The following is a 24,303-nucleotide window of genomic DNA, read 5'->3' as shown; positions in this document are numbered from 1 at the left end:
GGTTCATCGCGTCACGCTTCGGCCGCAGCGCCACCGCCCCGTCGGCCTGCAAAATCGAATAGTCCCGCCACAAGAGCGTCAAAGGTTGTGCGGTAGCGCGGCGTGGTCTTCAGGCTTTCGTGCATCACCACATAGGTCTCGAGGCCGAGATCGATCCGGCCGGGCAAGACCTCAACAAGGTCAGGATCAGTGCGACCAAGCGCGACCTGACAGACGCCGATGCCAATGCCGGCGCGAATGGCCGCGAGTTGAGCAAGATTGCTGTCGGCTCGGAACTGGAAACGCAGATCGGCCACGACGGGATTGTCCTTCAGGATTTCGCGGATATAGGCGAGCTGGCGGTCAAAGCCGATCAGGCGGTGGTTCGACAATCCGGGAAGGTCAGTCGGCTGGCCATACTTCTCCAGATAGCGCCGATGGGCGAAGAACCCCATTGGAAGCCGGCCGATGTGGCGGCTGAGAAGCGCGTTTTGCCGCGGCGTCGTCATGCGCACCGCGATATCCGCTTCCTGGTTCAAGAGGTCTTCGACAGTATCGGAGGCGGAGAGTTCGATCTCAAGACCCGGATGGCGGTCTTGCAGCTCGGCGAGGATCTTCGGCAATGCTTCGATGGCAATGACCTCGCTGGCGCTGACGCGCACAGTGCCGCGCACACCGTCCATATCTCCAGACGCGATGCGGGCGAGGGACGCCGACATGGCGGCCATCGATCGCGCGTGACCATGCATGGCGCGCGCCTTCTCCGTCGGCAGCAGGCCTTGTGGGCCGCGCAGGAAGAGGGCCGCGCCGAAGGCCTGTTCCAACGCCTCGATATGGCGGCCTGCCGTGGGTTGGGTCAGGCCGAGGCTGCGGGCGGCAGCCGACAGCGATCCAGTGTCGAGCACGGCGAGGAGGGTTCTATAATGGTCCCAGCTGATCTCTTCGATATCCATACATATATGTATAGCAGATCGACATTCTTTGGCAATTTTGAATATCTCCGTCACGTGACATCTTCTCTCCAGTCCAGAACCGAAGGAGACCGACATGACGCAGATGGATGCCATTGCCACACGCCCCTTAGCCCTTGTTCTTGGTGCCACCGGCGGTGTTGGCGGCGCGCTTGCTCAAGCTTTGGTGGCGCGCGGATACAAGGTGCGGGCCATGCACCGCAACCCGACGGCCCAGATGGTCGCGCGACCGGTCTATGAGTGGGTGAAGGGGGACGCCATGAATGCCGATGAAGTCTTGCGGGCCGCAAAGGGCGTCAGCCTCATCGTGCATGGCGTCAATCCGCCCGGCTATCGCAATTGGGGGCAACTGGTGCTGCCGATGATCGACAATACGATTGCCGCTGCCCGTGCCGTTGGTGCGCGCATCCTGATGCCGGGTACGATCTACAATTACGGGCCGGACGCCTTTCCGCTTCTGTTCGAAGACAGCCCGCAGACCCCTGTCAGCATCAAGGGCGGGATTCGGGTGGAGCTGGAGCGACGGTTGGAGCGGGCATCTGAAGAAGGCCTTTCCGTGATCCTGGTGCGCGCCGGCGATTTTTTCGGACCCGACGCCGGCAACAACTGGTTTGCCCAGGGGCTGGTGATGCCGGGCAAGCCGGTGCGCTTCGTCATCAATCCGGGGCGGAAGGGTGTTGGCCATGCCTGGGCTTATCTGCCGGATGTGGCCGAAACCTTCATGCAGCTTCTCGACACGGCGGACCAGTTGCCTGCCTTCGCCCGCTTTCACATGGATGGTTTCTTCGATAGCGACGGCACCCAGATGGCGAAGGCGATCGGCAGAGCGGTCGGCAATCCGTCGATCCGCGTCTGGTCCTTCCCCTGGTGGCTCGCCGGTCTTGCACGGCCCTTCGTGCCGCTTCTGCGGGAACTGCATGAGATGCGATACCTGTGGAAGCGCACGATCCGGCTCGACAACAAGCTGCTGGTCGACCATCTCGGCGCCGAGCCGCGTACGCCGCTTGACGAAGCGGTGAAGGCGACGCTTGCAAGCCTCGGCTGCCTTCCGGCTTCGGGTGCCACGCCTGCCGGTGTGCACCGCCTGATATCCGGCGGTGCAGCATGACGGCCGGGCTGGTGCACGAGCAGGGGCGCGGGCTCTCCTTCGGGCTTTTCTCCGGCTTCGCAGTTCTGGCGCTGGTCGGCATTGCCGGTCAGTTCCTGCTGGCCGGTATGTCGATCTTCGGCGCGGCCGACGCCTGGGGATTGCATGGCTTGTCCGGTGGGCTGCTGTCGGTTCCTGTGCTCGGCATGCTGGGGCTGGCGCTCGCCATCCCTGGCCTTCACCGTTTTCGCCGGGATGTGGGCGTGCTCACGGTGGTCTACCTTCTGCAGGTGACTCTGGCGGGGCTGGGGGCCGGCTTTCCCCTTTTAGGAGCGCTGCATCCGCTCAATGGGCTGATCATGGCCGACGTGGCGATGGGGATAACCAAGGCCCGGTTTTCGCGCGGGTGAGTTCGGCAGAATAAAGAGCCCTCGCATCGAGTGCGAGGGCGCGACTTGCTTATGGGATTGGAATCAGGCGAGCGCCGGATAGGTCGTGTAGCCCTGGGCTCCGCCGCCATAGAGCGTGGCCGTCTCCAGCTCGTTCCAGGCTGCGTCTTCCTTCAGCCGGCGGACGAGGTCCGGATTAGCGATGAAGGGGCGTCCGAAGGCGACGACATCGGCATAACCGCTGTCGACCGCTTCCATGGCGGCCGCCCTATCATACCCATTGTTGACCATCCAGGTGCCCTTGCCGCCCTTTGCGCGGTAAGCGGCCTTCAGCGCCTTCCAGTCGAAGGGCAGGACATCGCGCGGGCCGCCCGTGGCCCCTTCGATAACATGGATGAAGGCGAGGTCGAAGCCTGCGAGCTTTTTCACCAGGGCCGTGTAGACGGCGGCCGGATCCGGGTCCGAAACGTCGTTGGCCGGCGTCGTCGGGGAAATGCGGATGCCGGTGCGGTCAGCGCCGATCTCCTTGACGATGGCATCAACCACTTCGACCGTCAGGCGAATGCGGTTTTCGATCGAACCACCATAGGCATCGCTGCGCTGGTTGCTGTTCGAGCGCATGAACTGCTCAAGCAGATAGCCGTTGGCCGCATGGATCTCGACACCGTCGAAACCGGCCTCAATCGCGGCACGGGCCGCCTTGCGGTAATCCTCGATCAAGCCGGGGATTTCCGAGAGCTCCAGAGCGCGCGGCTCTGAGGTTTCGGCAAAGGCGCCGGAGCCATAGGCGTTCAGGATATATGTCTTGGACTTCGCTGCGATGGCAGACGGTGCGACTGGCTTGCCGCCATCCGGCTGAAGCGAGGTGTGCGAGATGCGGCCGACATGCCAGAGCTGCGTCACAATCTTGCCGCCGGCGGCATGAACCGCAGCGGTGACCTTTTTCCAGCCTTCAATGGCTTCCGGCAGGTAGAGGCCTGGCACATCCGCATAACCCTGACCTTGGTGGCTGATGGCCGTGCCTTCGCTGACGATGAGGCCGGCACCGGCCCGCTGGCGATAGTATTCGACGTTCAGGTCATTGGGAACAGCGCCCGGCGAACGGTTACGCGTGAGGGGAGCCATGGCAACACGGTTTGCCACGGAAATACGGCCGACGGTCGTCGGTTCAAAGAGCTTGGACATGAAACCTCTTGAGCGTTTCCGGCGGGGGAGGATTGGTCGCCGGGAACCAAGCATGTGGGTGGTCAGAGCATTCCGTTCAAGGTCTTGATGAATTCCTTGATGGTGTCTTCCTCGCGCCGATACAGGACCCGCTGGCCAACGCGTTTTGAGCTGATAAGGCCGGCGCGCTGCAAGGTCGCCAGATGGGCCGAGACGGCAGACTGAGATAGCCCCGAGCGTTCGAATTGCCCGGCGCTGATGCCTTCTCCAGCCTCATCCTTGGGAACACCAAAATATTGGTTGGGTTCCTTGAGCCAGATCAACATTTCCATGCGCGCAGGATGCGCCAGCGCCTTCATCACGTCCTCTAGGTACATGACCCCTCCAGTAAACTCGGCTTATCGACAGGGGCAGAAGTTCGACGCGCATTCCATTTATCGGGACGCGGCGATAGTTCCGCCTTACGCCCCCAATGCCGCAGGGTCGATTTTGTTCCGGACAAAAGGCAAAAAAAGAGGGCCACTGGAAAACCAGGGCCCTTTAAATTGTGAAGGTTAAAACCTCCAGAGGGGAACAGCTGCTGCGGTGGAACTGGGAGGAAAAAGCCACCATGTGCATCAGCCGTGTGCGATATGGTGGTTTTTTGTGCAGTGAACAATGCTTTTTTATGCATGTCAGGCATGCGGTGAGCGCAGGTCGGTGCGCCAAGCATACAATTTCCACCGAGGTGGCAGCCCTCAGAAGTTCCAGTTGCGCGCTTTCGCGACGATGAAATCCCGGAATGCCTTGAGCTTTGCGGCGTTCTTGATCTCGTCTGGATAGCAGAAATATGTATCGAAGGACGGGATATCTGCCGGGATGGCGAGCTGTAAAAGTCCCGGATCACGTCCGACGATATAGTCCGGCAGCATGGCTATGCCGATGCCCAGCAAACAGGCGCGCTTGATCGACGTCTGGCTGTTGATCTGCAGGTGCGGCATTCGGGCATTGTCGGACGAACGGCCTGCCGTTTCCAGCCAGTTGACGTCGAGCAGATAGTTTGGTGCGGGCTCGCCGAACGAGATGATCTTGTGATTGTCGAGATCCTCGATCGACTGTGGCTCGCCATAGCGATTGATGTAAGAGGGGGCTGCATAGACATGCATATGCACGGTGAAGAGCTTGCGCTGGATGAGATCCGACTGTTGCGGCTGGCGCAGGCGAATGGCGCAGTCGGCATGGCGCATGTTCACGTCCAGTTCCTCGTTGTCGAGGATGAGCTGGATCGACATTTCCGGATAGAGTTGCAGAAATTCCTGCACCTTGTCCGTAAGCCAGCCCTGGCCGAGGCCAACCGTGGTCGTCACGCGCAGTTTGCCAGAGGGCTTTTCCGTCGTTTCCGTCAGCTGCATCTTCACGGTCTGCAGCTTCAATAGAACGTCGTGGGCAGTGCGGTACAGCAATTCGCCCTGTTCGGTGAGGATCAGGCCGCGGGCATGGCGGTGGAAGAGCTTGACGCCGATATCCTGTTCCAGCGACGAGACCTGGCGGCTGATTGCCGACTGGGACAGATGCAGCTTGTCGGCGGCATGGGTGAAGGAGCCTGCTTCCGCGGCAGAGTGGAAAATGCGCAGTTTGTCCCAGTCCAGCGGCATGCCGCCCCCTCTCATGGCCTCTACTCCGCCGCTTGCTGGGCGGGGATGGACAGGGCCGTCAGATAACGCTCGGCTTCGAGCGCTGCCATGCAGCCCATGCCGGCGGCCGTGATCGCTTGGCGGTAGACGTCGTCGGTAACGTCACCGGCGGCAAAAATGCCCGGCACATCGGTTGCCGTCGAATCAGGGGCTGTCCAGAGATAGCCGTTTGACTTGAGCTTCAGCTTGCCCTTGAACAGTTCGACTGCCGGGGCATGGCCGATGGCGACGAAGACACCGTCGATCGGCATGTCAGTCACGGCGCCGGTCAGTTGATCCTTTAGCTTCACACCCGAAACAGAGGGCGGCATCGGCGGCTTGGCCGCTGCGCCGGTGATTTCTTCGACGGTGGTGTTCCAGAGGACGCGGATGTTCTCCTTGGCGAACAGGCGCTCCTGCAGGATTTTTTCCGAGCGGAAACTGTCGCGGCGATGCACGACGGTCACCGACTTGCAGATATGCGAGAGATAGAGCGCCTCTTCGACAGCCGAATTGCCGCCGCCGACGACGATCACGTCCTTGTTGCGATAGAAGAAGCCATCGCAGGTGGCGCAAGCCGAGACGCCAAAGCCCTGGAAATGCTGTTCGCTTTCGATGCCGAGCCACTTGGCCTTGGCACCCGTGCAGATGATCAACGTCTCGGCTGTCCAGACCTGGCCGCTGTCGGTCTTGACCGTGAAGGGGCGGTTGACGGTGTCGACTTCGGTCACGAGATCGCTGACGATCTCGGTGCCGACATGGATCGCCTGGTTGAGCATCTGCTCCATCAGCCAGGGGCCTTGGATTGGATCGGCAAAACCCGGATAATTCTCCACATCCGTGGTGATCATCAACTGGCCACCCTGTTCCATACCGGCAATCAGCACCGGCTTCAGCATGGCGCGGGCGGCATAGATGGCAGCAGTGTATCCGGCGGGGCCGGAGCCGATGATCAGCACCTTGGTGTGGCGGGCGGTCATGTCGTATTCCTTAGCCCGGATGGCGTGTCGTTCTGTGCGACCGGGCGACTATTAGAGTTTCGAGGCTTCGGGGTAGTTTAGGGATCGACAGGTTAGTTTTTCAAGTGCACCGAGCGAAAAATCAGGTGGTCACGTGCCCCGCAAAACATCCGCTGAAGAAATCTGCAGTTGCCGCAAATCGGCATAAGGTCGTTTCCAGCGGTTAGCGAAGAGACTTCTTCAACGCGGATCTGTCCGATATTTCGGCTCGATGTCCCCAGCTATTGCGTTAGGCCGGCTGGAATTCGCGAGTGAATGCAGCAATACACTCATCTGGGACTAGTGCACATGGCCTTGGCTTGAAGGGGAATGATATGGGTCTGAATGCCAGCCGGGTTTGGCTTGATCGTGAACTCGAAGCGTTCGGCAAATCGCTTCCACCTGGATGTCTTGTCCTAGATGCCGGAGCCGGATCACAGAAATATGCTTCGAAATTTTCACAGCAGCGTTACGAAACCGCAGATTTCGAGCAGGTCGATAAAGCGTATAAACCAAGCACGTATGTATGCGACCTGCGTTCCATACCTGTCGAAGACGGCCGATTTGATGCGGTGGTTTTTACTCAGGTGATGGAACATCTACCTGAGCCCAAGTTGGTGCTGAAAGAGCTGAATCGCGTGCTGAAACCGGGTGGAGTCATGTTTTTTTCGGCTCCGCTCTATTATCAAGAACACGAAAAGCCCTACGACTTTTACCGTTATACACAATTCGGCTTAATGTATCTCTTTGAACAATCAGGCTTTCACACAAACGAGATCCGGTGGCTCGAAGGCTTCATGGGTACCGTGGCCCATCAACTGCGCTACATGCGTAGTCACTTCCCACGTTCTACCGCGGGCTTCGGTGGTGGTGTAGGAGGACTTCTCTTGCTCGTCGTATTTCAGTTGTTCGGTCTGTTGGCGCGGTTAATGTCGCCTTTGGCGCGACTTGCCGACATCCGGCATCGCTACACGTCACGCGGCATGCCGATAAATTACATGGCGATCCTGAAGAAAACCTAGTTCGCCCATTGTCCCGCCATAAATGCACTCACCGACGGCAATGACTAACATACACAAGGGGCTGGAGCACTCCAGCAGGGTAAAGCGGCGATGGCCATGCGCGTTGAACTTGATGCAATAGATCTGAAAATTCTACGCGAATTGCAGCTAGATGGCCGCATAACCAATGTCGCGCTGGCAGAACGTGTAGGCATTTCCGCCCCGCCCTGTCTTCGGCGGGTGCGGAAACTCGAAGAGGCTGGCGTGGTCGAGAGCTATCACGCTGTGCTCAATGCCAGCAAACTCGGTTATGATCTAGTTGCCTTCTGCATGGTGGGGCTCAAGCACCAGTCCGAGGCCAACCTCAAGGATTTCGCGGCGGCCACGGACAACTGGTCGATCGTCCGACAAGCCTGGATGGTCAATGGAGACAGCGACTTTCTCCTGCATTGCGTGGCAGAGAACCTAACGAAGTTTCAGGACTTCGTCATAGAAGTGCTGACGGCAAACGAGCATGTGGATACGGTCAGAACCATGCTGACGATCCGACAGGTGAAGAAGGTTGGGTTGTTGGAGGTTTGAGCGTAGTCAGATCGCGACGGTTCACTTCACTTGCGAGACCCGATCCATGTTGCAGTAAAGCATTATCATCCTCTTGAAATTTGGCTTCATCATTCGGAACCCCTGATCCGCCAGGAAGGTATTGGTGGCTGCAAACGTGTCGGCCCGTTCTTTGCCTCGTTCGAAACCACAGTCGATCGTCACATAGTCCACATTCGCTAAAATCCCAGTGGCGCCTTCCAACACCTCTGGTTCGGCACCTTCAGCCTCGATTTTCAGCACTACGCGCCTGCTGCCCGACACATCAATGTCCAAATGATCCAGACGCTTCGCAGGCATCTCCACCACGTCTTCGTATTCGTTAAACTCGATCAGCGAGCCATCGGCGGTGCCTGGTTTGCGGAAAAATCTGAGGGTGGTGTCGACGTTCCAAAGAGCATGGCGGCGTGTCTTCGGTGCTCCGCCGAAAGCGTTGAGATCCACGCAACGCGCTTCAAGCGCCTCCGGCTCGAATGCTTCATAGCGGAGGCCATGTACACGAGCCCAAGCGCCAAGTTCGCCAATATTCGCGCCGCAGTCTATCAGCAAGTCGCTTGGCCCCAAATTCAGAAGATCCAGATGGTAGTGGCGGGCCAATTCCTCTATGCCGGCTATCACGCCCCGCTTGGAACGGTTGTGCCGGTTGCGTCGGCAGATGTAAAGTTGATGTTCGCCGTCCGATACGCGGTAGACGCTGCCTTGTTCGGTCACAGACAGTCGGTGTTTCTTTCCGCGAAGTTTGTTCCGTATGTTGATCAGTTCGCAGAAAACATTTGCGGGGAGGCGCTCTGATAGGTTCAGCATATCTCGTTCCTTAGCCAAGTGTGCTGTCGGTACCATGGTGCATAGGGGAGTGCCAGACTCCTGGCATAGCATCCCCGTGAATTGTTGCCCGGTTGAGAGCCTCCCTGTTTTCCTCGTTGAGAGCGGCTAAATCTGAGTGGGCCTATCGACGGGCGATGTCGGGCACTGTATCGGAAGCGTTGAAAGACAACGTTCCAGACCATCGACGTGAACTCATGGCGCCATTACCGCTTTCCGCCTTCATCATTTGCTTAAACGAGCAGGACTATCTCGGCAATTGCATCGAAAGCCTTGAGGGTTTCGCTGAGATCATCATCGTCGATTCCGGATCGACAGATGGAACTGCGTTGCTTGTGCAGTCCTACATCGATCGCGGCTTTCCCATTCGCTTTATCCATGAGCCCTGGCGCGGGTATGCGGGACAGAAGCAGTTTGCGCTGGAGCACTGCTCCCATGCCTGGTGTTTCAACATCGATGCGGATGAGCGGCTGGACGCGGCATTGCGAGCGGAGCTTCCGAAGTTAATTGCCGCGCCGCCCGAGGTGATTGGCTGGCGGGTCGCGCGGCGGCCTTATCTGATCGGCTACGGGTATACACCCGCGCATGTGCGCGAGCGCAAGAACCTGCGACTGATCCGGCGAGGAGCGGGGCGATACGACCTTTCACAACGGGTCCATGAGGGGCTTGTTGCAGAGGGGAGAGTGGAGCGCTCGTCTGCTGGTAGTCTTTTGCACTACCGACCACTCGTCATCGATGAACAGATCCTCAAAGAGAATAAATATTCGACGCTGAAGGCTGACCAGCAGGTTGCCGAGGGGAGACAGGCGAAGGTTTCGAAGCTGGTGTTCTCGCCCCTGCTTTATTTCCTCCGGCTCTATTTCCGCAATGGTTTGTGGCGCTGCGGCGCGCCGGGCTTCATTGAGGCGATGACCGGGGCGGTCTATGCCTTTCTGACGCAGGCGAAAATCTATCAACGACAGGCGCTCACAAGACGTCCCAACGTGGATGACATGGAGCGTGGGAGCAAAGAATGAAGGTCTTCCACTATCACTTTGGCAAGGACGGCGGGGCTGAGCGCTTTTTCGTGCATCTGGTAAATGCGTTGGCCAAACGGGGGGTGGAGCAGACGGCGGTCATTCGTCCGGACCGGCTTTGGCGCAAGGACATCGAGCAAGTTTGCGGCATCATCGAGAGCAATTTTCGCAATATGTCGCCCGACCGGTTGCTGTTGCCGATTCGCGTCCGCATGATGGCGGAGCGGGAAAAGCCGGACGGACTCATGTCGTGGGCGACCCGGGCCAGCCGGTTGATGCCGGCCTACAAGGGCTGCGTGAGGCTCTCGCGGCTCGGCGACTTTCCGACCAACCTCTCCTATTTCAAGAACACCGACATTCTGGTGTGCAATACGCCTGCCATCGGCGAGCATGTCCGCAAGCTCGGCTGGACGCGCGGGGTTGAGGTGATCTCCAATTTCACCGATACGGAAATCGTGACGCCGATCGAGCGCGCCAGGACGGGGACGCCGGAGGGTGTGCCTGTCGTCATGAGCATGGGGCGGTTCGTCCGGCGCAAGGGATTTCATACCTTGATCGAGGCCGTGTCCCGGCTTTCGCCGGATGTTCATCTCTGGCTTGCCGGCGATGGCGAAGAGGCGGACAGCCTGAGGGGCTTGGCTGCGGATCTCGGGATGACCGGACGTGTGCGCTTTCTCGGCTGGCAGAAGGATACCCGGCCCTATGTTGCGGCATCCGACGTGTTCGTCATGCCGTCGAGCCACGAGCCGCTGGGCAATGTCATCCTGGAGGCCTGGGCACAGCGCAAGCCGGTCGTCTCGTCCCGTTCCGAAGGGCCAAGCTGGTTCATGCGCGACGGCGAAAACGGATTGTTTGCCGAGATCGGCAATGCGGACAGTTTCGCCGGCGCCATCCGCCGCGTTATCGAAGAACCTGCGCTTGCTGAATCCATCGCCAATGGAGGCACCGCGACCCTGATGGGCCAGTTCTCCGAGGCGGCTGTCGCCGATGCCTATATCGGGCTGTTCGAACGGCAGGTGATAGCGCGCAGCTGATCAGCGGACTTGGGTGTAGACCTCGCCCAGTCGCGTCACTTCCGTTTCGATCCGGTAGAGGGATTGCGCGTGCTCGCGTGCTCCGGCGGCGGCCCGGGGGAGGGCATGTGGCTCGAGCATGTTCTGTGTGGCCGCGATCATTGCGGGTAGATCGTCTTTGGGAATGATGTGCCCGGGACTTTCGCCAGCAGAAGTGACAATCAACTCCGCAAATGCCCCGACATCCGTTGCCACAACCGGCACGCCCGTTGCCATGGCTTCGAGCGGGGTCAGCCCAAAACCTTCCCAGCGTTGTGGGGCGATGAAGAGGTCGAGGGTGCGGTACCAGTCGGCGATGTTCTTGTGTTCGCCAACGAAGAGGATGCGGTCGGCGAGGCCGGCGGCTTTCACTTTTGACTTGAGTTCTTCCTCGAAAGCCTGGTGCTGCGGGGTGGCGCGGCCGGCGACGATGGCGGCCCAGCCGGGATGCTGGGGTAGAAGCGCAATCATTGCGTCGACGAAGAGGTCGGTGCCCTTCTGGTGGCGGACACGGCCGAAGCAGCCGATGTAGCGTTTCTCGGGATCGAGGCCGCAGGCACGTTTCGCTTCAGCCTTGTTTTCGGCCGGTCGGAACTTGTCGCAGTCGATGCCGTGCATGACGACAGTGTTTGGCACTTCGAGATAGGCGGACGTCTTGGCACTGGTCGCGATCACCGCGTCCATCTGACGGATCAGAAATCTCGTCCAGCCGGAATGCTTGCGCTGCGAGGCGGAGGTGAAGACGAGCTTCAAGGGCATGCGCAAGAGGTCGCGCATGATGATGCCGGGCAACATCTCGATGTTGCGGCGGGCGTGCCAGACACGGTGGTCGGCGCCTGCCGGGCGCTTCCATAGCTTCCAGAGATCCCGATACCGCAGATGGGGTAGATGACCTGGAAGACCCGGACCCAGCACGGCGACCTTCTGCCCGAGCCGGTTCTGCACCGGGACGAGCTGGATGATCGTCGAGGTGACGCCGGACAGACGCATCTTGAAATTCGGCGCGATGACGTGGACCCCGGTGGGATCCACGTATGTCGTCTCGCTTTTCGCCATCAGGGTTTCGCGCCCATCAACCCCAGTTGACCGCAAGGATTTCGTAGGCCTTGGAGCCGCCGGGGGCGACGACTTCGATGTTGTCGCCGACTTCCTTGCCGATCAGCGCGCGGGCGATCGGGGAGGAAATCGAGATGCGGCCGGCCTTCACGTCGGCTTCCTGGTCGCCGACGATCTGGTAGGTCTTTTCCTCGTCGGTATCCTCATCGACCAGCTTGACGGTGGCGCCGAACTTGATCTTCGAGCCAGACATCTTGGAAAGATCGATGACTTCCGCGCGGGCGATCAGGTCCTCCAGCTCGCCGACGCGGCCCTCATTGTGGCTCTGCGCTTCCTTGGCGGCGTGATATTCGGCGTTTTCCGAAAGGTCGCCATGGGCGCGGGCCTCGGCGATCGCCTCGATGATGCGCGGACGCTCTTCCTGCTGGCGCCAGCGCAGCTCTTCGCTGAGCTTGGCAAAGCCGTTCTGCGTCATCGGTACCTTTTCTACCATGTCTTCTTCCTTCGTCTCTTTGGCCGCAGGCGCGGGCACAAAAGAAAACAGGTTCCGAAGCAAAGCTGCGGAACCGTGTCACAAATCAGGTTGCAACCACTATAGCAGAATGCTTCCAGAAATTTCCAGAGTTTTCCGACAGGGATGCCTGCGTCGCTCCATCCACTTGGGGAGAGCCCTGTAATGAACGGAAATCACTCACTTATTTTCGGGACGGACGGCCGCCAGACGGTTTGTCGCAGCCTGAATTGTTGACGATCGATATCAGAACGTATAGTGAACATACTTATGAAGAAATCGCTGAAAGATCGACTGGCCATTCTCTCCGATGCAGCCAAGTATGATGCGTCCTGCGCCTCGAGTGGCACGACAAAGCGGGATTCGAAAGCAAGTGGCGGGCTCGGCTCCACGGAAGGGTCGGGTATCTGCCATGCCTATGCGCCCGATGGTCGTTGCATCTCGCTGTTGAAGATCCTGCTCACCAATTTCTGCATTTATGACTGTGCCTATTGCATCAATCGCTCGTCCAGCAATGTCGAGCGGGCGCGGTTCACGCCGGACGAGGTGGTGTGGCTGACGATCGAGTTCTATCGGCGCAACTATATCGAAGGCCTGTTTCTCTCTTCGGGCATCATTCGTTCGTCTGACGATACGATGGCGGAGATGGTGAAGATCGCCCGGGACCTGCGCGTGAAGCACGGTTTTCGCGGCTATATCCATCTGAAGACCATTCCGGAAGCCTCTGCCCATCTGGTGGAAGAGGCAGGTCTTTATGCCGATCGTCTGTCGATCAATATCGAACTGCCGACCGACCACGGGCTGGAGCGTTATGCGCCTGAGAAGCGACCGGTGAATATCCGCCGGTCGATGGCGGATTTGAGGTTGAAGATCGAGGAAGCGCGTGAGCCGACACTGACCGGCAAGCGCAAGACCTTTGTGCCGGGCGGGCAGAGCACGCAGATGATCGTGGGTGCCGACGGGGCCAGTGACGCGACCATCCTCGGGTCCAGCGCGCGGCTCTACAGCTCCTATGGTCTGAAGCGCGTTTATTATTCGGCTTTCAGCCCCATCCCGGACAGTTCGAAGAACCTGCCTCTGATCAAACCGCCCCTGATGCGTGAGCATAGGCTCTACCAGGCCGACTGGCTCTATCGCTTCTACGGGTTTTCCGTCGAAGAGATTTCATCGATCGGGCAGGGCGGCATGCTGGATCTTGAGCTCGATCCCAAGCTCGCCTGGGCGCTTGCCAATCGGGACCGCTTTCCGGTCGATGTGAACAAGGCGGACAAGGAAACGCTGCTGCGCGTGCCGGGATTTGGCACCAAGACGGTGAACGCGCTGGTCTCGGCCCGGCGGCATCGCACGGTGCGGCTGGAGGATCTGGCGCGGCTCGGCGTGTCTCTCAAGAAGGTGCGATCGTTCATCACGGCGGAGGGATGGTCACCGCATCAAAGCCTCGACCGCTCGGATCTGAGGGCAGCCTTTGCGCCGCCGCCGGAACAGTTGCAGTTGTTTTGATGCGCCAGGTGATGCTGAAAGGCCGGGGGGATTTTGCCGAGTGGCGCCACGCCGCGCGGGCGCTTCTCGCCGGAGGTGTGCCGCCGCAGGATGTTCTCTGGCAATCAGCGGACGGCGGGGGAGACCTGTTCGGTTTGAATGCCGCCGTCGAAAGCTATGCAGGCGCTGCCGCCGGCTTCTCGGTGCCGAAGGGATTTCTGGAGGCTGCCGAGGCCGCGATCTGCCACAGCGATCCTGCGCGTTTCAGACTTCTCTATCGGTTGCTCTGGCGGATCGAGGAGGAGCGCTCGCTGCTGGAGGTGACTTCGGATCCCGATGTCAGCCTGTTGCGCGTGCTGATCAAGAATGTCAGGCGCGACAGTCACAAGATGAAGGCCTTTGTGCGCTTTCGCGAGGTGCCGGGCATGCAGAAGGGACGGCGCCGCGTCGTGGCCTGGTTCGAGCCTGATCATTTCATCGTTGCGCGCACGGCTGGCTTCTTCCAGCGGCGCTTCACCGACATGGATTGGCTGATCGCGACGCCGAAGGGCGCTGCGGCCTGGGACGGGGAGGTGCTGCAGGTCTCGACAGAGCCGGCGGCAAGGCCTGAGGCGGAGGACGAGACGGATGGGCTCTGGCAGACCTATTTCGCCAACATCTTCAATCCGGCGCGGGTAAAGATCCGGGCAATGCAGTCGGAGATGCCGAAGAAATACTGGAAGAACATGCCGGAAGCGGCTCTCATTCCGGATCTGATTGCGGGCGCCGAGCGCCGAGTGGCGGAGATGGCGGCGCGCGCGGCAAGCCAACCGCCAGCCTTCCACGAGCGACTGCAAAAGGCCTGGCGGGCGCAGGATGCGGACGAGGGGCGTGAGTCGTTGACGCCGCTCGAAACGCTGCGCCGCGAGGCGGCCGGCTGCACGCTTTGTCCACTGCATTGCCATGCCACCCAGACGGTGTTCGGCGAGGGGGCAGAGGATGCCGAGGTGATGTTTGTCGGCGAACAGCCGGGCGACACGGAGGATCTGGCGGGGCGGCCATTCGTCGGGCCCGCTGGCCGGGTGTTCGACGAGGCCATTTCCTTGGCCGGGATCAAGCGTGACGGGGTCTATGTGACCAATGCGGTGAAGCATTTCAAACATGAGCGGCGCGGCAAGCGCCGGATCCACATGCGGCCCGAGGCGGGCGAGGTGGCCCATTGCCGCTGGTGGCTGGCGAAGGAATTGGACGTCGTAAAGCCGAAGGTGGTGGTGGCGCTGGGCGCAACGGCCTATCTGGCGCTCACGGGAGAGGCAAAACCCATCGCCGAGGTTCGCGGCATGCCGATCCCGATGCAGCACGGGATGATCTTGTTCGTGACAACGCACCCGGCCGCCATTCTGCGCATGCCGGACGAGGCTCTGAAAGCGCGCAGCCTTGCCGTCTTCCGGTCCGATCTGGCGGATGTCGCTCGCCTGCGGGCCTCGCTGCAGGCTTAGCGGGACCCTCCTCAGTGTTGGCCGATACGGCTCTCGTCGATATGGGCGCGGGCGTAGACTCGTGAAACGATCGTGGCGAGCGCCAGCAGCGTGATACAGGCGAGCAGACAACAGAGGGCGAAGCCGCTGGCATAGCTGTCGCGGGCCGTGGCGAGCCAGGGCGCTGCCTCGTTGCCCGTCTTGCGGGCAATGTCGATTGCGCCGCCAAGCGTGGTGGTGACGGCTGCGGCGTCCGGTGGGGCAAGGCCGCTCAGGTCTGCCTTGGCCATGCCGAAGCGGTAGAAGACCGTCGCCAGGCTGCCAAGGATCGCGACACCGAGCGCGCCGCCAAATTCGGCGCTGGTTTCCGAGATGGCCGATGCGGAGCCAGCGCGTTCCGGCGGCGCGGTGCCGACAATCAGCCCCGTGGTTGTCAGGATCACGGGCACGAAGCCGATGCCCATGATCATGCTCGATGCGAGGACGCCGATGAGGCTGGAGTGCCAAGCGGCGATCGCCATCAGGCCGGTGCCGAGCGCATTCACAACAAGGCCTGCCAGCACGGTGCGGACGGGACCGAACCGATTCGTCACGCGCCAGGCCTGGAAGGACATGACGGTGAAAACCAAGGAAGAGGGTATGGACCAGAGCGCGGCTTCGAGCGGTGTCAGACCGATGACGAGCTGGAAGAACAGGTTCTGGAAGAGAAAGATGCCGAAGATGAAGAAGACCCCGGCGAGATTGACCAGCAGGGAGGCGGTGAAAGCCGGGATGCGGAAGAGAGCAAGATCGATCATTGGGTGATCAAGCGTCTTCTGGCGCCTGACGAAGATCCAGCCGACGACAAGACCTATGGCGATGGGCACGAGCTGTTCTGAGGAAAAGCCGTCGGCGGCCATCTTCTTGAAGCCGTAGACGACGGGCAGCACCGTCAGTAGCGAAAGCGCGACGCTCAAGAGATCGAGGCGACCGGCATTGTCGTCCTTGTATTCCGGCAGCAGGAAGGGCGCTGTTGCGAGGAGCAGCGCCATGATCGGCACGTTGATGAGGAAAACCGAGCCCCAGTGGAAGTATTGCAGCAGCAAGCCGCCGATCAAGGGGCCGATCAGCCCGCCAAGCGCGAAGGCGGTGCCCCAGATGCTGATGGCGCGGTTGCGCTCGCCTTCGTCGCGAAACAGGTTGACGACGAGCGAGAGCGTGGATGGGGCGATCGTGGCGCCGGCGATGCCAAGGAGCGCGCGCGCCAGGATCAGCATATCGGCGGTTCGGGCGAAGGCGGCAAAGACGGATGCGGCGGCAAAGAAGAAGGCGCCAATCAGCAGCACCTTGCGTCGGCCGATCCTGTCGCCGAGCGTGCCCATGGTGACAAGGAAGCCGGCGACCATGAAGCCGTAGATATCATTGATCCAGAGGAGCTGAGTGGCTGAGGGATCCAGATCGCGGACGATCGACGGGATCGCGAGAAAGAGCACGGAGAGATCCATCGAATAGATCAGGCAGGCGATGGACAGGATCAGAAGACCAATCCATTCGCGTCGGGTGGCCTTTCCGGCTTGGTGTTCAATTGTATCGGACATAATGCACTCTCTGGTTTCAAAGCCGCGGCAGGATGCTTCAGCGCCTTCGTTTCGACAAATGTCAAATATTGATGGAACGGTGCAGGTACATCGATCAATTCGGGTACCGCTTCATGCGCTGTCCGGCACCTCAACTCGAACGCACCATACCTTTCGCCTCGTCCCACTTGCCGTTTCCGCCGTCTCGGCTTGTCAATCTTGAAGCCGTCGCGTTTAAAGGGCGTCTGTTCCGGTTGCAGGGGAGGCCATCGGGCAGAGCATTGGGAGGTGCTTTTGCAATCGACATTCGTTCTGACTCTGGTCGCCATGTTGGCCTTCGCTGCCAATTCGCTGCTTGCGCGCGAGGCGCTGGGAACGGTTTCGATTGAGGCTGCCGGCTATACGGTGGTGCGGATCGTCTCCGGGGCGCTGGTGCTCTACGGCCTCATGCGACGCGGGAGCAAGACTCGGCGGACGGAAGGCCAGGGCTTGCCGGGGAGCTGGTGGGCCGCGGCGGCACTGTTCATCTATGCAATCGCCTTTTCTGCTGCGTATTTGTCGCTCGGCGCGGCGACGGGCGCACTCATTCTTTTCTCCTCGGTGCAGGCCAGCATGCTGGCCTATGGTCTGTTCAACGGCGATCGCCCCAGACTGCGCGAGGTGATCGGATTTGCAGTCGCTTTCGCAGCCTTCGTCTATCTGATCCTGCCGGGCGTGGGGCGGCCCGACATCGGCGGAAGCCTTCTGATGATCGTCTCCGGTATCGCCTGGGCGGTCTATACCCTGCGCGGGCGCGGGTCGCGGGATCCCATCGGCGAGACAGCCGGCAATTTTGTCCGGGCGTCCGTCTTCTGCCTGCCGCTTGCCGTCTTTGCAGTCCTTTATGAGAGCGCTTCCCAGGCCGGGCTGGCGCTGGCGCTCGGCTCCGGGGTTGTCGCATCCGGCCTCGGCTATTCCGTCTGGTACCGGGCTCTGCGCGGACTGACGACATTTCGGGCGGCGCTGATCCAGCTTTCGGTACCGGTCATCGCAGCACTTGGCGCAATCGTGTTCCTCGACGAGCGACTGACGCTGCATTTCGTCGTGGCCGGCGCCTGCGTCCTCGGCGGGATCGCCTTTGCCATTCTCGCCAAGCAGAAGCGGCAGGTATGATGCCTGCCGCTTCTGACAGCAGTCAGAGTACCTCGCGCTTACCTTGGGCATAGGCGTCCAGACGGGCCAGTGTCTGCTTGCCGCCGTCCACCGCACCGAATTTCAGCGTCGCATCGCGGGCCTCGGGCGTGGGGAAAATGAGGGTGATGGTGACGCGGGTGGTGTCGCCCTGGGGCTGCAGGGTGATGACCCCGTCGAAATGTGCGGCTTCGCTCATCTCGCCGCCATGCTCATAGGCGATGCGGGTCGGGGGCGTGATGTCCTGATAGCGGATCCAGTTCGGCCAGTCCTTGCCGTCCGGTCCATGCATCGTGTAGCGCCACAGGCCGCCGACGGAAAACTCCATCTCGTGGGTCTCGTTGCGGAAACCGTCCGGTCCCCACCACTGATCGACATGGCGTGGCTCGGTGAACATTTCGAAGACGAGATCGATGGGGGCGGAGACAAGGCGATCCACTTCGAGAATGCGGGCGGGGTCGATTTCTCCGGTCATGTCATTGATCTCCCTGTTCGAGGACCTGCTCCAGGCGGTCCAGGTTTTGCTCGTTGGCTGCGCGAATGAACTTTTGCAATTCGCGGTTTTCATCGGTCGGCTCAAACAGCATGCGCCACTTGAGGCATGTACCCGCGTCCGCTGGCTCGAATGTCATTTCGAGCGTGAAGACATGCATCGGCTCATGGTGGAGCGCGACAATGCGAACTGGGCGTTCGATGTCCTGAAAGGTCCAACGGTTGGCGAAATCGGTGCCGTCGGAGGATGTCATCGTCAGTCGCCAGTCGCCGCCCACCTGGAAGTCGAAGGCGTCGATCCGGTTGGTGAAGCCATGCGGCCCCCACCAGAGAGCAAGCTTGTCCGGATCGGCGAAGGCGTCGAACAGGATGGCCGGGACAACCGAATATCGCCGCTCGTTGAAGATTTCCAGCTTGTCAGTCATCGATGCGATCCTCCTTCTCTCGGCGTCCAGCCTGTATCCCAGCCAGATAGTCTTCCAGTTTATCCAGCCGCTGCTCCCAGAGCTTGCGATAGTCGCCCACCCAGGTGTCCACGGCCTTCAAAGGTTCCGGCTCCAGCCGGCAGGGGCGCCACTGGGCGCTTCGACTGCGCGAGATCAGCTTGGCCCGCTCCAGCACCTTCAGATGTTTGGAGACGGCCGGCAGGCTCATGGCAAAAGGCTCGGCCAGTTCGTTGACCGTCGCTTCACCGGTGGACAAACGGGCGAGGATGGCACGTCGCGTTGGATCGGCGAGGGCGAAGAGGGTTTCGGACAAGGGGTCAGCGGGCATGAGATTATCCTATCGGTTAATTAACCGACCGGATAAATAAAGGATGAGCGAGGGCGCGTCAAGGTTGGATCCTTTTTGAAAGTATGAAATGGGGGGCTAGACTTTAGACATGCCGTTCATGCAGCATCTTCAAGTGCGGCTGCCGGAAGGTTTGTGTTTGCGTTCAGCACTTCAAGGCCAACGATACGCCCGTCGCGATCGTAGTCGAGCATGATACCTTTCGCCACTTCCTCGGTCTCCCGAACCGGTTCGGTGGAGAAGCGGATATAGGCAGCATCGGCGGCGGCATCATATTCGAGCTTTGGCTTCATCGGGAGATCCGTGCCTTGCGATCGAGGAATGCCGTGATGATACGGATTTCGGTCGCGGTTTCCAAGCAGATTACCCGCATGATCCGACCTTCGCATTCCGGAACGTGCCGGTAACGCCTTTCCGTCGGCGGTCCGGACGGATCTGTCTCCGTCCACTCCGGTTCTCGGACCGTAAGCTCGTCCAGGCTCGATCGAGTTGCCGCTCCGAAATCACCGTTTCCGCATGGAGGGTGAAATGGAGCGGCTTCATTGATCCGCCTCAGAAATAGCTCTGCAGCGGACGTACCTCGAGCTGGCCGCCCTTGAGCGCCCGGATGGCTTCGGCGGCGGCAAGGGCGCCGGCCATGGTCGTGTAGTAGGGCACCTTCTGCATCAGGGCGGCGCGGCGGAGCGACTTCGAGTCCGAGATCGCCTTGTTGCCGTCGGTCGTGTTGATGACCAGCTGGACCTGACGGTTGCGGATGGCGTCCTCGATATGCGGACGTCCTTCCAGCACCTTATTGATCTTGATCGCCGGGATGTCGTTTTCGGCGAGGAAGCGCTGGGTGCCGCCGGTTGCCATGACCTTGAAGCCGATTTCGGTCAGGATCAGGATGGCGGGAAGGACGCGGGCCTTGTCTTCATCACGAACCGACACGAAGACCGTGCCGTCACGCGGCAGCTCGACGGATGCGCCGAGCTGGCTCTTGGCGAAGGCCAGCGCAAAGTCGGTGTCGAGGCCCATGACTTCGCCGGTCGAGCGCATTTCCGGGCCGAGCAGGGTGTCGACGCCGGGGAAACGGGCGAACGGGAAGACGGCTTCCTTAACCGCGATGTGCTTCAGATTGCGCGGATCGGGCTTGCTTCCATAGGCGGCGATCGCAGCGTCGAGCTTCTCGCCGGTCATGATGCGGGCGGCGATCTTGGCAATCGGGGCGCCGATGGTCTTCGCCACGAAAGGCACCGTGCGCGAGGCGCGCGGGTTGACTTCGAGCACGTAGATTACGTCGTCCTTGATGGCATACTGCACGTTCATCAGGCCGCCGACGTTGAGCGCCTTGGCCATGGCGGCCGTCTGGCGTTCCAGTTCGTCGAGCATGTCCTTGGACAGCGAGCGCGACGGCAGCGAGCAGGCACTGTCACCCGAATGGATGCCGGCTTCCTCGATGTGCTCCATGATACCGGAGACGAAGACGTTCTCGCCGTCGCAAAGCGCGTCGACATCGACTTCGATCGCATTGGTCAGGTAGCTGTCGAAGAGAAGCGGGTTCTTGCCGAGCAGGGTGTTGATCTGGCCGGTCTTGTCGTTCGGGTAGCGCTGCTTGATGTCCTCGGGAACGAGACCTGGGACCGTGTCGAGCAGGTAGGACTGCAGCATCGATTCCGAATGGATGATCTGCATGGCGCGGCCGCCGAGAACGTAGGACGGGCGCACGACCAGCGGGAAGCCGATTTCGGTCGCGACCAGGCGGGCCTGCTCGACCGAATAGGCGATGCCGTTGTTCGGCTGGTTCAGATCGAGCTTCATCAGAAGCTTCTGGAAGCGGTCGCGGTCTTCGGCCAGATCGATCATGTCGGGTGCCGTGCCGAGGATCGGGATGCCGTTCTTTTCCAAGGCTTCGGCGAGCTTCAGCGGGGTCTGGCCGCCGAACTGGACGATAACTCCGACCACTTCACCCTTTTCCTGCTCGGCGCGCAGGATCTCGATCACGTCCTCGGCCGTCAGCGGCTCGAAATAGAGGCGGTCGGAGGTGTCGTAGTCGGTCGAGACCGTTTCCGGGTTGCAGTTGATCATGATCGCTTCAAAGCCAGCATCCTTCAGGGCGAAGGCGGCGTGGCAGCAGCAATAGTCGAACTCGATGCCCTGGCCGATGCGGTTCGGGCCGCCGCCGAGGATGACCACCTTCTTGCGGTCGGAGACCTGGGCTTCGGAGCGCAGTTCGCCGACAAAGGGCGTCTCGTAGGACGAGTACATATAGGCGGTTGGCGAAGCGAATTCGGCAGCGCAGGTGTCGATGCGCTTGAAGACCGGACGCACGTTCAGGCCGTTGCGGAGTTCCGCGACTTCCTTCGGGCGCTTGCCGGAGAGCGAGGCGAGACGGGCATCGGAGAAGCCCATGGCCTTCAGCGCGCGCAGGTTTTCGGCGTCTTCCGGCAGACCATGCTCGCGCACGCGGGCTTCCATGTCGGTGATCGCCTTGAACTGGGCGATGAACCAGGGATCGATCTTGCACCCTTCATGCACCTCTTCCGGCGACATGCCGAGGCGAAGGGCCTGGGCGACCATGCGCAGGCGGTCGGGCGTTGGCGTGCCGATGGCGGCGCGGATGGCGTTCTTGTCGTCGCCCTGGCCGAGGCCCGGGATTTCGATTTCGTCGAGGCCGGTGAGGCCGGTCTCAAGTCCGCGCAGGGCCTTCTGCAGCGATTCGGCGAAGGTACGGCCGATGGCCATGACTTCGCCGACCGACTTCATCGCTGTCGTCAGCGTCGGCTCGGCGCCGGGGAATTTCTCGAAGGCAAAACGCGGGATCTTGGTGACGACGTAGTCGATCGACGGCTCGAACGAAGCAGGCGTCGCGCCGCCGGTAATGTCGTTGTCGAGTTCGTCGAGCGTGTAGCCGACGGCGAGCTTGGCGGCGACCTTGGCGATCGGGAAGCCGGTGGCCTTGGAGGCGAGCGCTGAGGAACGCGAGACGCGCGGGTTCATTTCGATGACAACGAGGCGGCCATCGGCCGGATTGACGGCGAACTGCACGTTCGAGCCGCCGGTTTCAACGCCGATCTCGCGCAGGACCGCGATCGAGGCGTTGCGCATGATCTGGTATTCCTTGTCCGTCAGCGTCAGCGCCGGAGCAACGGTGATGGAGTCACCCGTGTGCACACCCATCGGATCGATGTTCTCGATCGAGCAGATGATGATGCAGTTGTCCGCCTTGTCGCGGACGACTTCCATTTCATATTCCTTCCAGCCGAGGACGCTCTCCTCGATCAGAACTTCGGTCGTCGGCGAGGCGTCGAGGCCGGAATTGATGATCTCGTAGAATTCCGAGCGGTTGTAGGCAATGCCGCCGCCGGTGCCGCCCATGGTGAAGGAGGGGCGGATGATGGCGGGCAGGCCGACATGGTCGAGCGCCTGGGCGGCAATCGCCATGGCATGGGCCATGTAGCGCTGCTTGCGGTCGGTTTCACCGAGGTTCCACTGGTTTTCCAGTTCGTCGAGCGCCTTGTCGAGTTCCGGGCCGGAGAGTTCTGCGCGCAGTTCGGCGCGGGCGGCCTCATGGGTCTTGCGGTCGGCGTCCTTGATTTCGGTGGCATTGGCCAGCATCGACTTCGGCGTCTCCAGGCCGATGCGGGCCATGGCTTCGCGGAAGAGAGCGCGGTCTTCGGCCATGTCGATCGCGGCGGGCTTCGCGCCGATCATCTCGACATTGTAGCGATCGAGCACGCCCATGCGCTTGAGAGACAGTGCCGTATTCAATGCCGTCTGGCCGCCCATGGTCGGCAGCAGCGCGTCCGGGCGCTCCTTGGCGATGATCTTGGCGACGACTTCCGGCGTGATCGGCTCGACATAAGTCGCGTCGGCAAGGCCGGGATCGGTCATGATGGTGGCCGGGTTGGAATTCACCAGAATGACCCGGTAGCCTTCTTCCTTCAGTGCCTTCACCGCCTGGGTGCCGGAATAGTCGAACTCACATGCCTGGCCAATAACGATCGGGCCTGCGCCAATGATGAGGATGGACTTGATATCTTGGCGCTTCGGCATGGCTCTATCCGTTCTTTGACCTGCGCGAAAAACCGGCCTGGGTGAGGAAGGTCACCGGCCGGGCGCAGAGAGATGGTCTTTTCAGGCTAGAAGCGGCTTATAGGGAAAGTCGGCGTGCAAACCAACCCCATAATTGCTGGCTTTGGCAGGAAAGTTGGGGAGGGAGGGGTGGGGGACGAATGGCGCCGATTTTGCCCGCTCTGTCACAGGAGTTTCGTGCGGGTGGTCTAGGTACCCGTCAGATGCCACCGGAACCTCGCCATGACGCTTTCCACGCTTTCGCCAAACCTCGCACCATTTTCCCGCAGCTTGAATCCGAAGCCAATTCCGCATCTGGGCACCCGCTACAATGCCGCCGGCATTTTCCTGCCGGAGCCGGGCAATACGATCGTCTGCCACCTGCTGCCGGCGTCCGAGACGGAGGCCGTGTTGCAGGAGGTCCGCGGGCGCTATCGTGCCATGCCGGGCGGTCAGCACCTTGCCTTCACGGCCGAATCCAGCCTGCACATGACGCTGTTCCAGGGTGTCATCGAATATAGGCGTCAATTGCCCTATTGGCCGGAGGATGTGCCGCTGGAAACACCGATCGACGATATGACGGCGATCTTCATGGACCGATTTGTTGGCTTTGAGCCGGGATCAGTATTCCAGATGCAGGTCGTCGAGGCGACGCCGAACGGGCTGACGCTTACGGGTGTGACGGAGGCGGATCGGGCTGGCCTTAGGGCGTGGCGTGATCGGCTGGCCGATCTGCTCGGCTATCGCCATCCCGACCACGACGCCTATGCCTTCCACATCACCTTTGCCTACATGATCGAACGCTTCGACGACGAGACGATGATGATCTGGCAGTCGTTCCTGGAAGAGGTGGTCGCGGAGATCCGCCAGCGGGCACCGATCCTTTCGCTCAGGCCGCCGGCTTTTTGCAGCTTCCAGGACATGAACCATTTCGAGGAACTGCTGGTGCTGGAGCCCCAGGCCTAGCATCGAGGTGGATCGACGTTTCGCGGCTGCAAAAAAATGG

24 protein-coding genes are annotated in these 24,303 nt (G+C 60.8%); 10 read left to right on the top strand and 14 right to left on the bottom strand.

Going from position 1 to position 24,303, the window contains the following annotated elements:
• Positions 1-11: 11 nt before the first annotated feature.
• The gene (locus ASE36_RS11005; RefSeq protein ID WP_062279221.1) at positions 12-932 is read right to left on the bottom strand and encodes a LysR family transcriptional regulator; all 921 of its coding nucleotides are present in this window, start codon (positions 930-932) and stop codon (positions 12-14) included.
• A gap of 103 nt (positions 933-1,035) precedes the next feature.
• Between ASE36_RS11005 and ASE36_RS11000 the strand changes: the two genes are divergently transcribed.
• Positions 1,036-2,058, top strand: coding sequence for an NAD(P)H-binding protein (locus ASE36_RS11000; RefSeq protein ID WP_062281243.1), 1,023 nt, complete (start codon positions 1,036-1,038; stop codon positions 2,056-2,058).
• The gene (locus ASE36_RS10995) at positions 2,055-2,447 is read left to right on the top strand and encodes a DUF6220 domain-containing protein (RefSeq protein WP_062279219.1); all 393 of its coding nucleotides are present in this window, start codon (positions 2,055-2,057) and stop codon (positions 2,445-2,447) included. The genes ASE36_RS11000 and ASE36_RS10995 overlap by 4 nt, the downstream gene beginning before the upstream one ends.
• Positions 2,448-2,510: 63 nt before the next feature.
• On the opposite strand, the gene ASE36_RS10990 is transcribed toward ASE36_RS10995, so the two are convergent.
• From ASE36_RS10990 to trxB, 4 genes are all read right to left on the bottom strand, one after another.
• Positions 2,511-3,611: an alkene reductase gene (locus ASE36_RS10990; protein ID WP_062279217.1), complete on the bottom strand. Its 1,101-nt coding sequence runs from the start codon at positions 3,609-3,611 to the stop codon at positions 2,511-2,513.
• A gap of 62 nt (positions 3,612-3,673) precedes the next feature.
• A complete protein-coding gene (locus tag ASE36_RS10985; protein ID WP_062279215.1) occupies positions 3,674-3,967 on the bottom strand; it encodes an ArsR/SmtB family transcription factor in 294 nt (97 codons plus the stop codon).
• A gap of 360 nt (positions 3,968-4,327) precedes the next feature.
• Positions 4,328-5,224: a LysR family transcriptional regulator VtlR gene (locus ASE36_RS10980; RefSeq protein ID WP_062279212.1), complete on the bottom strand. Its 897-nt coding sequence runs from the start codon at positions 5,222-5,224 to the stop codon at positions 4,328-4,330.
• 20 nt (positions 5,225-5,244) lie between these two features.
• Positions 5,245-6,222 carry a thioredoxin-disulfide reductase gene (gene trxB / locus ASE36_RS10975; protein WP_062279209.1) on the bottom strand — a complete coding sequence of 326 codons (978 nt, stop codon included), beginning with the start codon at positions 6,220-6,222 and terminating at the stop codon, positions 5,245-5,247.
• A 353-nt stretch (positions 6,223-6,575) separates the two neighbouring features.
• Here trxB and ASE36_RS10970 point away from each other — a divergent pair, with 353 nt between their 5' ends.
• Both ASE36_RS10970 and ASE36_RS10965 read left to right on the top strand, forming a co-directional pair.
• Positions 6,576-7,262 carry a class I SAM-dependent methyltransferase gene (locus ASE36_RS10970; protein ID WP_082511017.1) on the top strand — a complete coding sequence of 229 codons (687 nt, stop codon included), beginning with the start codon at positions 6,576-6,578 and terminating at the stop codon, positions 7,260-7,262.
• A 96-nt stretch (positions 7,263-7,358) separates the two neighbouring features.
• Positions 7,359-7,823 (top strand): Lrp/AsnC family transcriptional regulator, encoded by a 465-nt coding sequence (locus ASE36_RS10965; RefSeq protein WP_062281240.1) that lies wholly within the window; start codon positions 7,359-7,361, stop codon positions 7,821-7,823.
• Between the two features lie 21 nt (positions 7,824-7,844).
• Here ASE36_RS10965 and ASE36_RS10960 read toward each other — a convergent pair whose 3' ends face one another.
• The gene (locus ASE36_RS10960; protein ID WP_062611307.1) at positions 7,845-8,645 is read right to left on the bottom strand and encodes an FkbM family methyltransferase; all 801 of its coding nucleotides are present in this window, start codon (positions 8,643-8,645) and stop codon (positions 7,845-7,847) included.
• A gap of 215 nt (positions 8,646-8,860) precedes the next feature.
• Between ASE36_RS10960 and ASE36_RS10955 the strand changes: the two genes are divergently transcribed.
• Positions 8,861-9,679, top strand: a complete 819-nt coding sequence (locus ASE36_RS10955; RefSeq protein ID WP_082511013.1) for a glycosyltransferase family 2 protein — start codon at positions 8,861-8,863, stop codon at positions 9,677-9,679.
• Positions 9,676-10,713, top strand: coding sequence for a glycosyltransferase (locus tag ASE36_RS10950; protein WP_062279199.1), 1,038 nt, complete (start codon positions 9,676-9,678; stop codon positions 10,711-10,713). Before ASE36_RS10955 ends, ASE36_RS10950 begins: the two co-directional genes overlap by 4 nt.
• On the opposite strand, the gene ASE36_RS10945 is transcribed toward ASE36_RS10950, so the two are convergent.
• Positions 10,714-11,787, bottom strand: a complete 1,074-nt coding sequence (locus ASE36_RS10945; RefSeq protein WP_062279196.1) for a glycosyltransferase family 4 protein — start codon at positions 11,785-11,787, stop codon at positions 10,714-10,716. It lies immediately after the preceding gene.
• Between the two features lie 16 nt (positions 11,788-11,803).
• Positions 11,804-12,280, bottom strand: coding sequence for a transcription elongation factor GreA (gene greA / locus ASE36_RS10940; RefSeq protein WP_062279194.1), 477 nt, complete (start codon positions 12,278-12,280; stop codon positions 11,804-11,806).
• 288 nt (positions 12,281-12,568) lie between these two features.
• Here greA and ASE36_RS10935 point away from each other — a divergent pair, with 288 nt between their 5' ends.
• Together ASE36_RS10935 and ASE36_RS10930 are read left to right on the top strand one after the other, a co-directional pair.
• Positions 12,569-13,798, top strand: a complete 1,230-nt coding sequence (locus tag ASE36_RS10935) for a putative DNA modification/repair radical SAM protein (protein WP_062279192.1) — start codon at positions 12,569-12,571, stop codon at positions 13,796-13,798.
• Positions 13,798-15,255, top strand: a complete 1,458-nt coding sequence (locus ASE36_RS10930; RefSeq protein ID WP_062279189.1) for a UdgX family uracil-DNA binding protein — start codon at positions 13,798-13,800, stop codon at positions 15,253-15,255. Before ASE36_RS10935 ends, ASE36_RS10930 begins: the two co-directional genes overlap by 1 nt.
• An 11-nt stretch (positions 15,256-15,266) precedes the next feature.
• On the opposite strand, the gene ASE36_RS10925 is transcribed toward ASE36_RS10930, so the two are convergent.
• On the bottom strand, positions 15,267-16,811 hold the full coding sequence (locus tag ASE36_RS10925) for an MFS transporter (RefSeq protein WP_062279187.1): 1,545 nt from the start codon (positions 16,809-16,811) through the stop codon (positions 15,267-15,269).
• A 267-nt stretch (positions 16,812-17,078) separates the two neighbouring features.
• On the opposite strand from ASE36_RS10925, the gene ASE36_RS10920 reads away from it, so the two are divergent.
• Complete coding sequence (locus ASE36_RS10920; RefSeq protein ID WP_413813654.1) at positions 17,079-17,942, top strand: DMT family transporter; 864 nt, start codon at positions 17,079-17,081, stop codon at positions 17,940-17,942.
• A gap of 22 nt (positions 17,943-17,964) precedes the next feature.
• On the opposite strand, the gene ASE36_RS10915 is transcribed toward ASE36_RS10920, so the two are convergent.
• From ASE36_RS10915 to carB, 5 genes are all read right to left on the bottom strand, one after another.
• Entirely contained in the window at positions 17,965-18,435 is a 471-nt protein-coding gene (locus ASE36_RS10915) for an SRPBCC family protein (RefSeq protein WP_062279182.1), read from the bottom strand.
• A gap of 1 nt (position 18,436) precedes the next feature.
• The gene (locus ASE36_RS10910) at positions 18,437-18,877 is read right to left on the bottom strand and encodes an SRPBCC domain-containing protein (RefSeq protein ID WP_062279180.1); all 441 of its coding nucleotides are present in this window, start codon (positions 18,875-18,877) and stop codon (positions 18,437-18,439) included.
• A complete protein-coding gene (locus tag ASE36_RS10905; RefSeq protein WP_062279178.1) occupies positions 18,870-19,226 on the bottom strand; it encodes an ArsR/SmtB family transcription factor in 357 nt (118 codons plus the stop codon). Before ASE36_RS10905 ends, ASE36_RS10910 begins: the two co-directional genes overlap by 8 nt.
• 116 nt (positions 19,227-19,342) lie before the next feature.
• Positions 19,343-19,537, bottom strand: coding sequence for a DUF2283 domain-containing protein (locus ASE36_RS10900; protein WP_062279176.1), 195 nt, complete (start codon positions 19,535-19,537; stop codon positions 19,343-19,345).
• A 259-nt stretch (positions 19,538-19,796) separates the two neighbouring features.
• Positions 19,797-23,279 (bottom strand): carbamoyl-phosphate synthase large subunit, encoded by a 3,483-nt coding sequence (gene carB / locus ASE36_RS10895; protein ID WP_062279173.1) that lies wholly within the window; start codon positions 23,277-23,279, stop codon positions 19,797-19,799.
• A 261-nt stretch (positions 23,280-23,540) separates the two neighbouring features.
• Here carB and ASE36_RS10890 point away from each other — a divergent pair, with 261 nt between their 5' ends.
• Positions 23,541-24,263: a DUF1868 domain-containing protein gene (locus ASE36_RS10890; RefSeq protein WP_062279171.1), complete on the top strand. Its 723-nt coding sequence runs from the start codon at positions 23,541-23,543 to the stop codon at positions 24,261-24,263.
• The last annotated feature ends 40 nt before the right edge of the window (positions 24,264-24,303 follow it).

The organism is Rhizobium sp. Root274 (assembly GCF_001429245.1).
Classification (GTDB): domain Bacteria; phylum Pseudomonadota; class Alphaproteobacteria; order Rhizobiales; family Rhizobiaceae; genus Allorhizobium.
The sequence above is the reverse complement of the archived record's forward strand: the minus strand, read 5'-3'. Positions and strand labels throughout refer to the sequence as shown.

What these genes read in the sequence shown, in the direction of transcription:
- ASE36_RS10935 (WP_062279192.1), top strand. Translation starts at nt 12,569, where the DNA reads ATGAAGAAATCGCTGAAAGATCGACTGGCCATTCTCTCCGATGCAGCC.
- ASE36_RS10955 (WP_082511013.1), top strand. Translation starts at nt 8,861, where the DNA reads ATGGCGCCATTACCGCTTTCCGCCTTCATCATTTGCTTAAACGAGCAG.
- ASE36_RS10970 (WP_082511017.1), top strand. Translation starts at nt 6,576, where the DNA reads ATGGGTCTGAATGCCAGCCGGGTTTGGCTTGATCGTGAACTCGAAGCG.
- ASE36_RS10900 (WP_062279176.1), bottom strand. Translation starts at nt 19,537, where the DNA reads ATGAAGCCAAAGCTCGAATATGATGCCGCCGCCGATGCTGCCTATATC.
- ASE36_RS11000 (WP_062281243.1), top strand. Translation starts at nt 1,036, where the DNA reads ATGGATGCCATTGCCACACGCCCCTTAGCCCTTGTTCTTGGTGCCACC.
- trxB (WP_062279209.1), bottom strand. Translation starts at nt 6,222, where the DNA reads ATGACCGCCCGCCACACCAAGGTGCTGATCATCGGCTCCGGCCCCGCC.
- carB (WP_062279173.1), bottom strand. Translation starts at nt 23,279, where the DNA reads ATGCCGAAGCGCCAAGATATCAAGTCCATCCTCATCATTGGCGCAGGC.
- ASE36_RS10930 (WP_062279189.1), top strand. Translation starts at nt 13,798, where the DNA reads ATGCGCCAGGTGATGCTGAAAGGCCGGGGGGATTTTGCCGAGTGGCGC.
- ASE36_RS10960 (WP_062611307.1), bottom strand. Translation starts at nt 8,645, where the DNA reads ATGCTGAACCTATCAGAGCGCCTCCCCGCAAATGTTTTCTGCGAACTG.
- ASE36_RS10890 (WP_062279171.1), top strand. Translation starts at nt 23,541, where the DNA reads ATGACGCTTTCCACGCTTTCGCCAAACCTCGCACCATTTTCCCGCAGC.
- ASE36_RS11005 (WP_062279221.1), bottom strand. Translation starts at nt 932, where the DNA reads ATGGATATCGAAGAGATCAGCTGGGACCATTATAGAACCCTCCTCGCC.
- ASE36_RS10990 (WP_062279217.1), bottom strand. Translation starts at nt 3,611, where the DNA reads ATGTCCAAGCTCTTTGAACCGACGACCGTCGGCCGTATTTCCGTGGCA.
- ASE36_RS10950 (WP_062279199.1), top strand. Translation starts at nt 9,676, where the DNA reads ATGAAGGTCTTCCACTATCACTTTGGCAAGGACGGCGGGGCTGAGCGC.
- ASE36_RS10965 (WP_062281240.1), top strand. Translation starts at nt 7,359, where the DNA reads ATGCGCGTTGAACTTGATGCAATAGATCTGAAAATTCTACGCGAATTG.
- ASE36_RS10910 (WP_062279180.1), bottom strand. Translation starts at nt 18,877, where the DNA reads ATGACTGACAAGCTGGAAATCTTCAACGAGCGGCGATATTCGGTTGTC.
- ASE36_RS10905 (WP_062279178.1), bottom strand. Translation starts at nt 19,226, where the DNA reads ATGCCCGCTGACCCCTTGTCCGAAACCCTCTTCGCCCTCGCCGATCCA.
- ASE36_RS10925 (WP_062279187.1), bottom strand. Translation starts at nt 16,811, where the DNA reads ATGTCCGATACAATTGAACACCAAGCCGGAAAGGCCACCCGACGCGAA.
- ASE36_RS10980 (WP_062279212.1), bottom strand. Translation starts at nt 5,224, where the DNA reads ATGCCGCTGGACTGGGACAAACTGCGCATTTTCCACTCTGCCGCGGAA.
- ASE36_RS10915 (WP_062279182.1), bottom strand. Translation starts at nt 18,435, where the DNA reads ATGACCGGAGAAATCGACCCCGCCCGCATTCTCGAAGTGGATCGCCTT.
- ASE36_RS10985 (WP_062279215.1), bottom strand. Translation starts at nt 3,967, where the DNA reads ATGTACCTAGAGGACGTGATGAAGGCGCTGGCGCATCCTGCGCGCATG.
- ASE36_RS10945 (WP_062279196.1), bottom strand. Translation starts at nt 11,787, where the DNA reads ATGGCGAAAAGCGAGACGACATACGTGGATCCCACCGGGGTCCACGTC.
- greA (WP_062279194.1), bottom strand. Translation starts at nt 12,280, where the DNA reads ATGGTAGAAAAGGTACCGATGACGCAGAACGGCTTTGCCAAGCTCAGC.
- ASE36_RS10995 (WP_062279219.1), top strand. Translation starts at nt 2,055, where the DNA reads ATGACGGCCGGGCTGGTGCACGAGCAGGGGCGCGGGCTCTCCTTCGGG.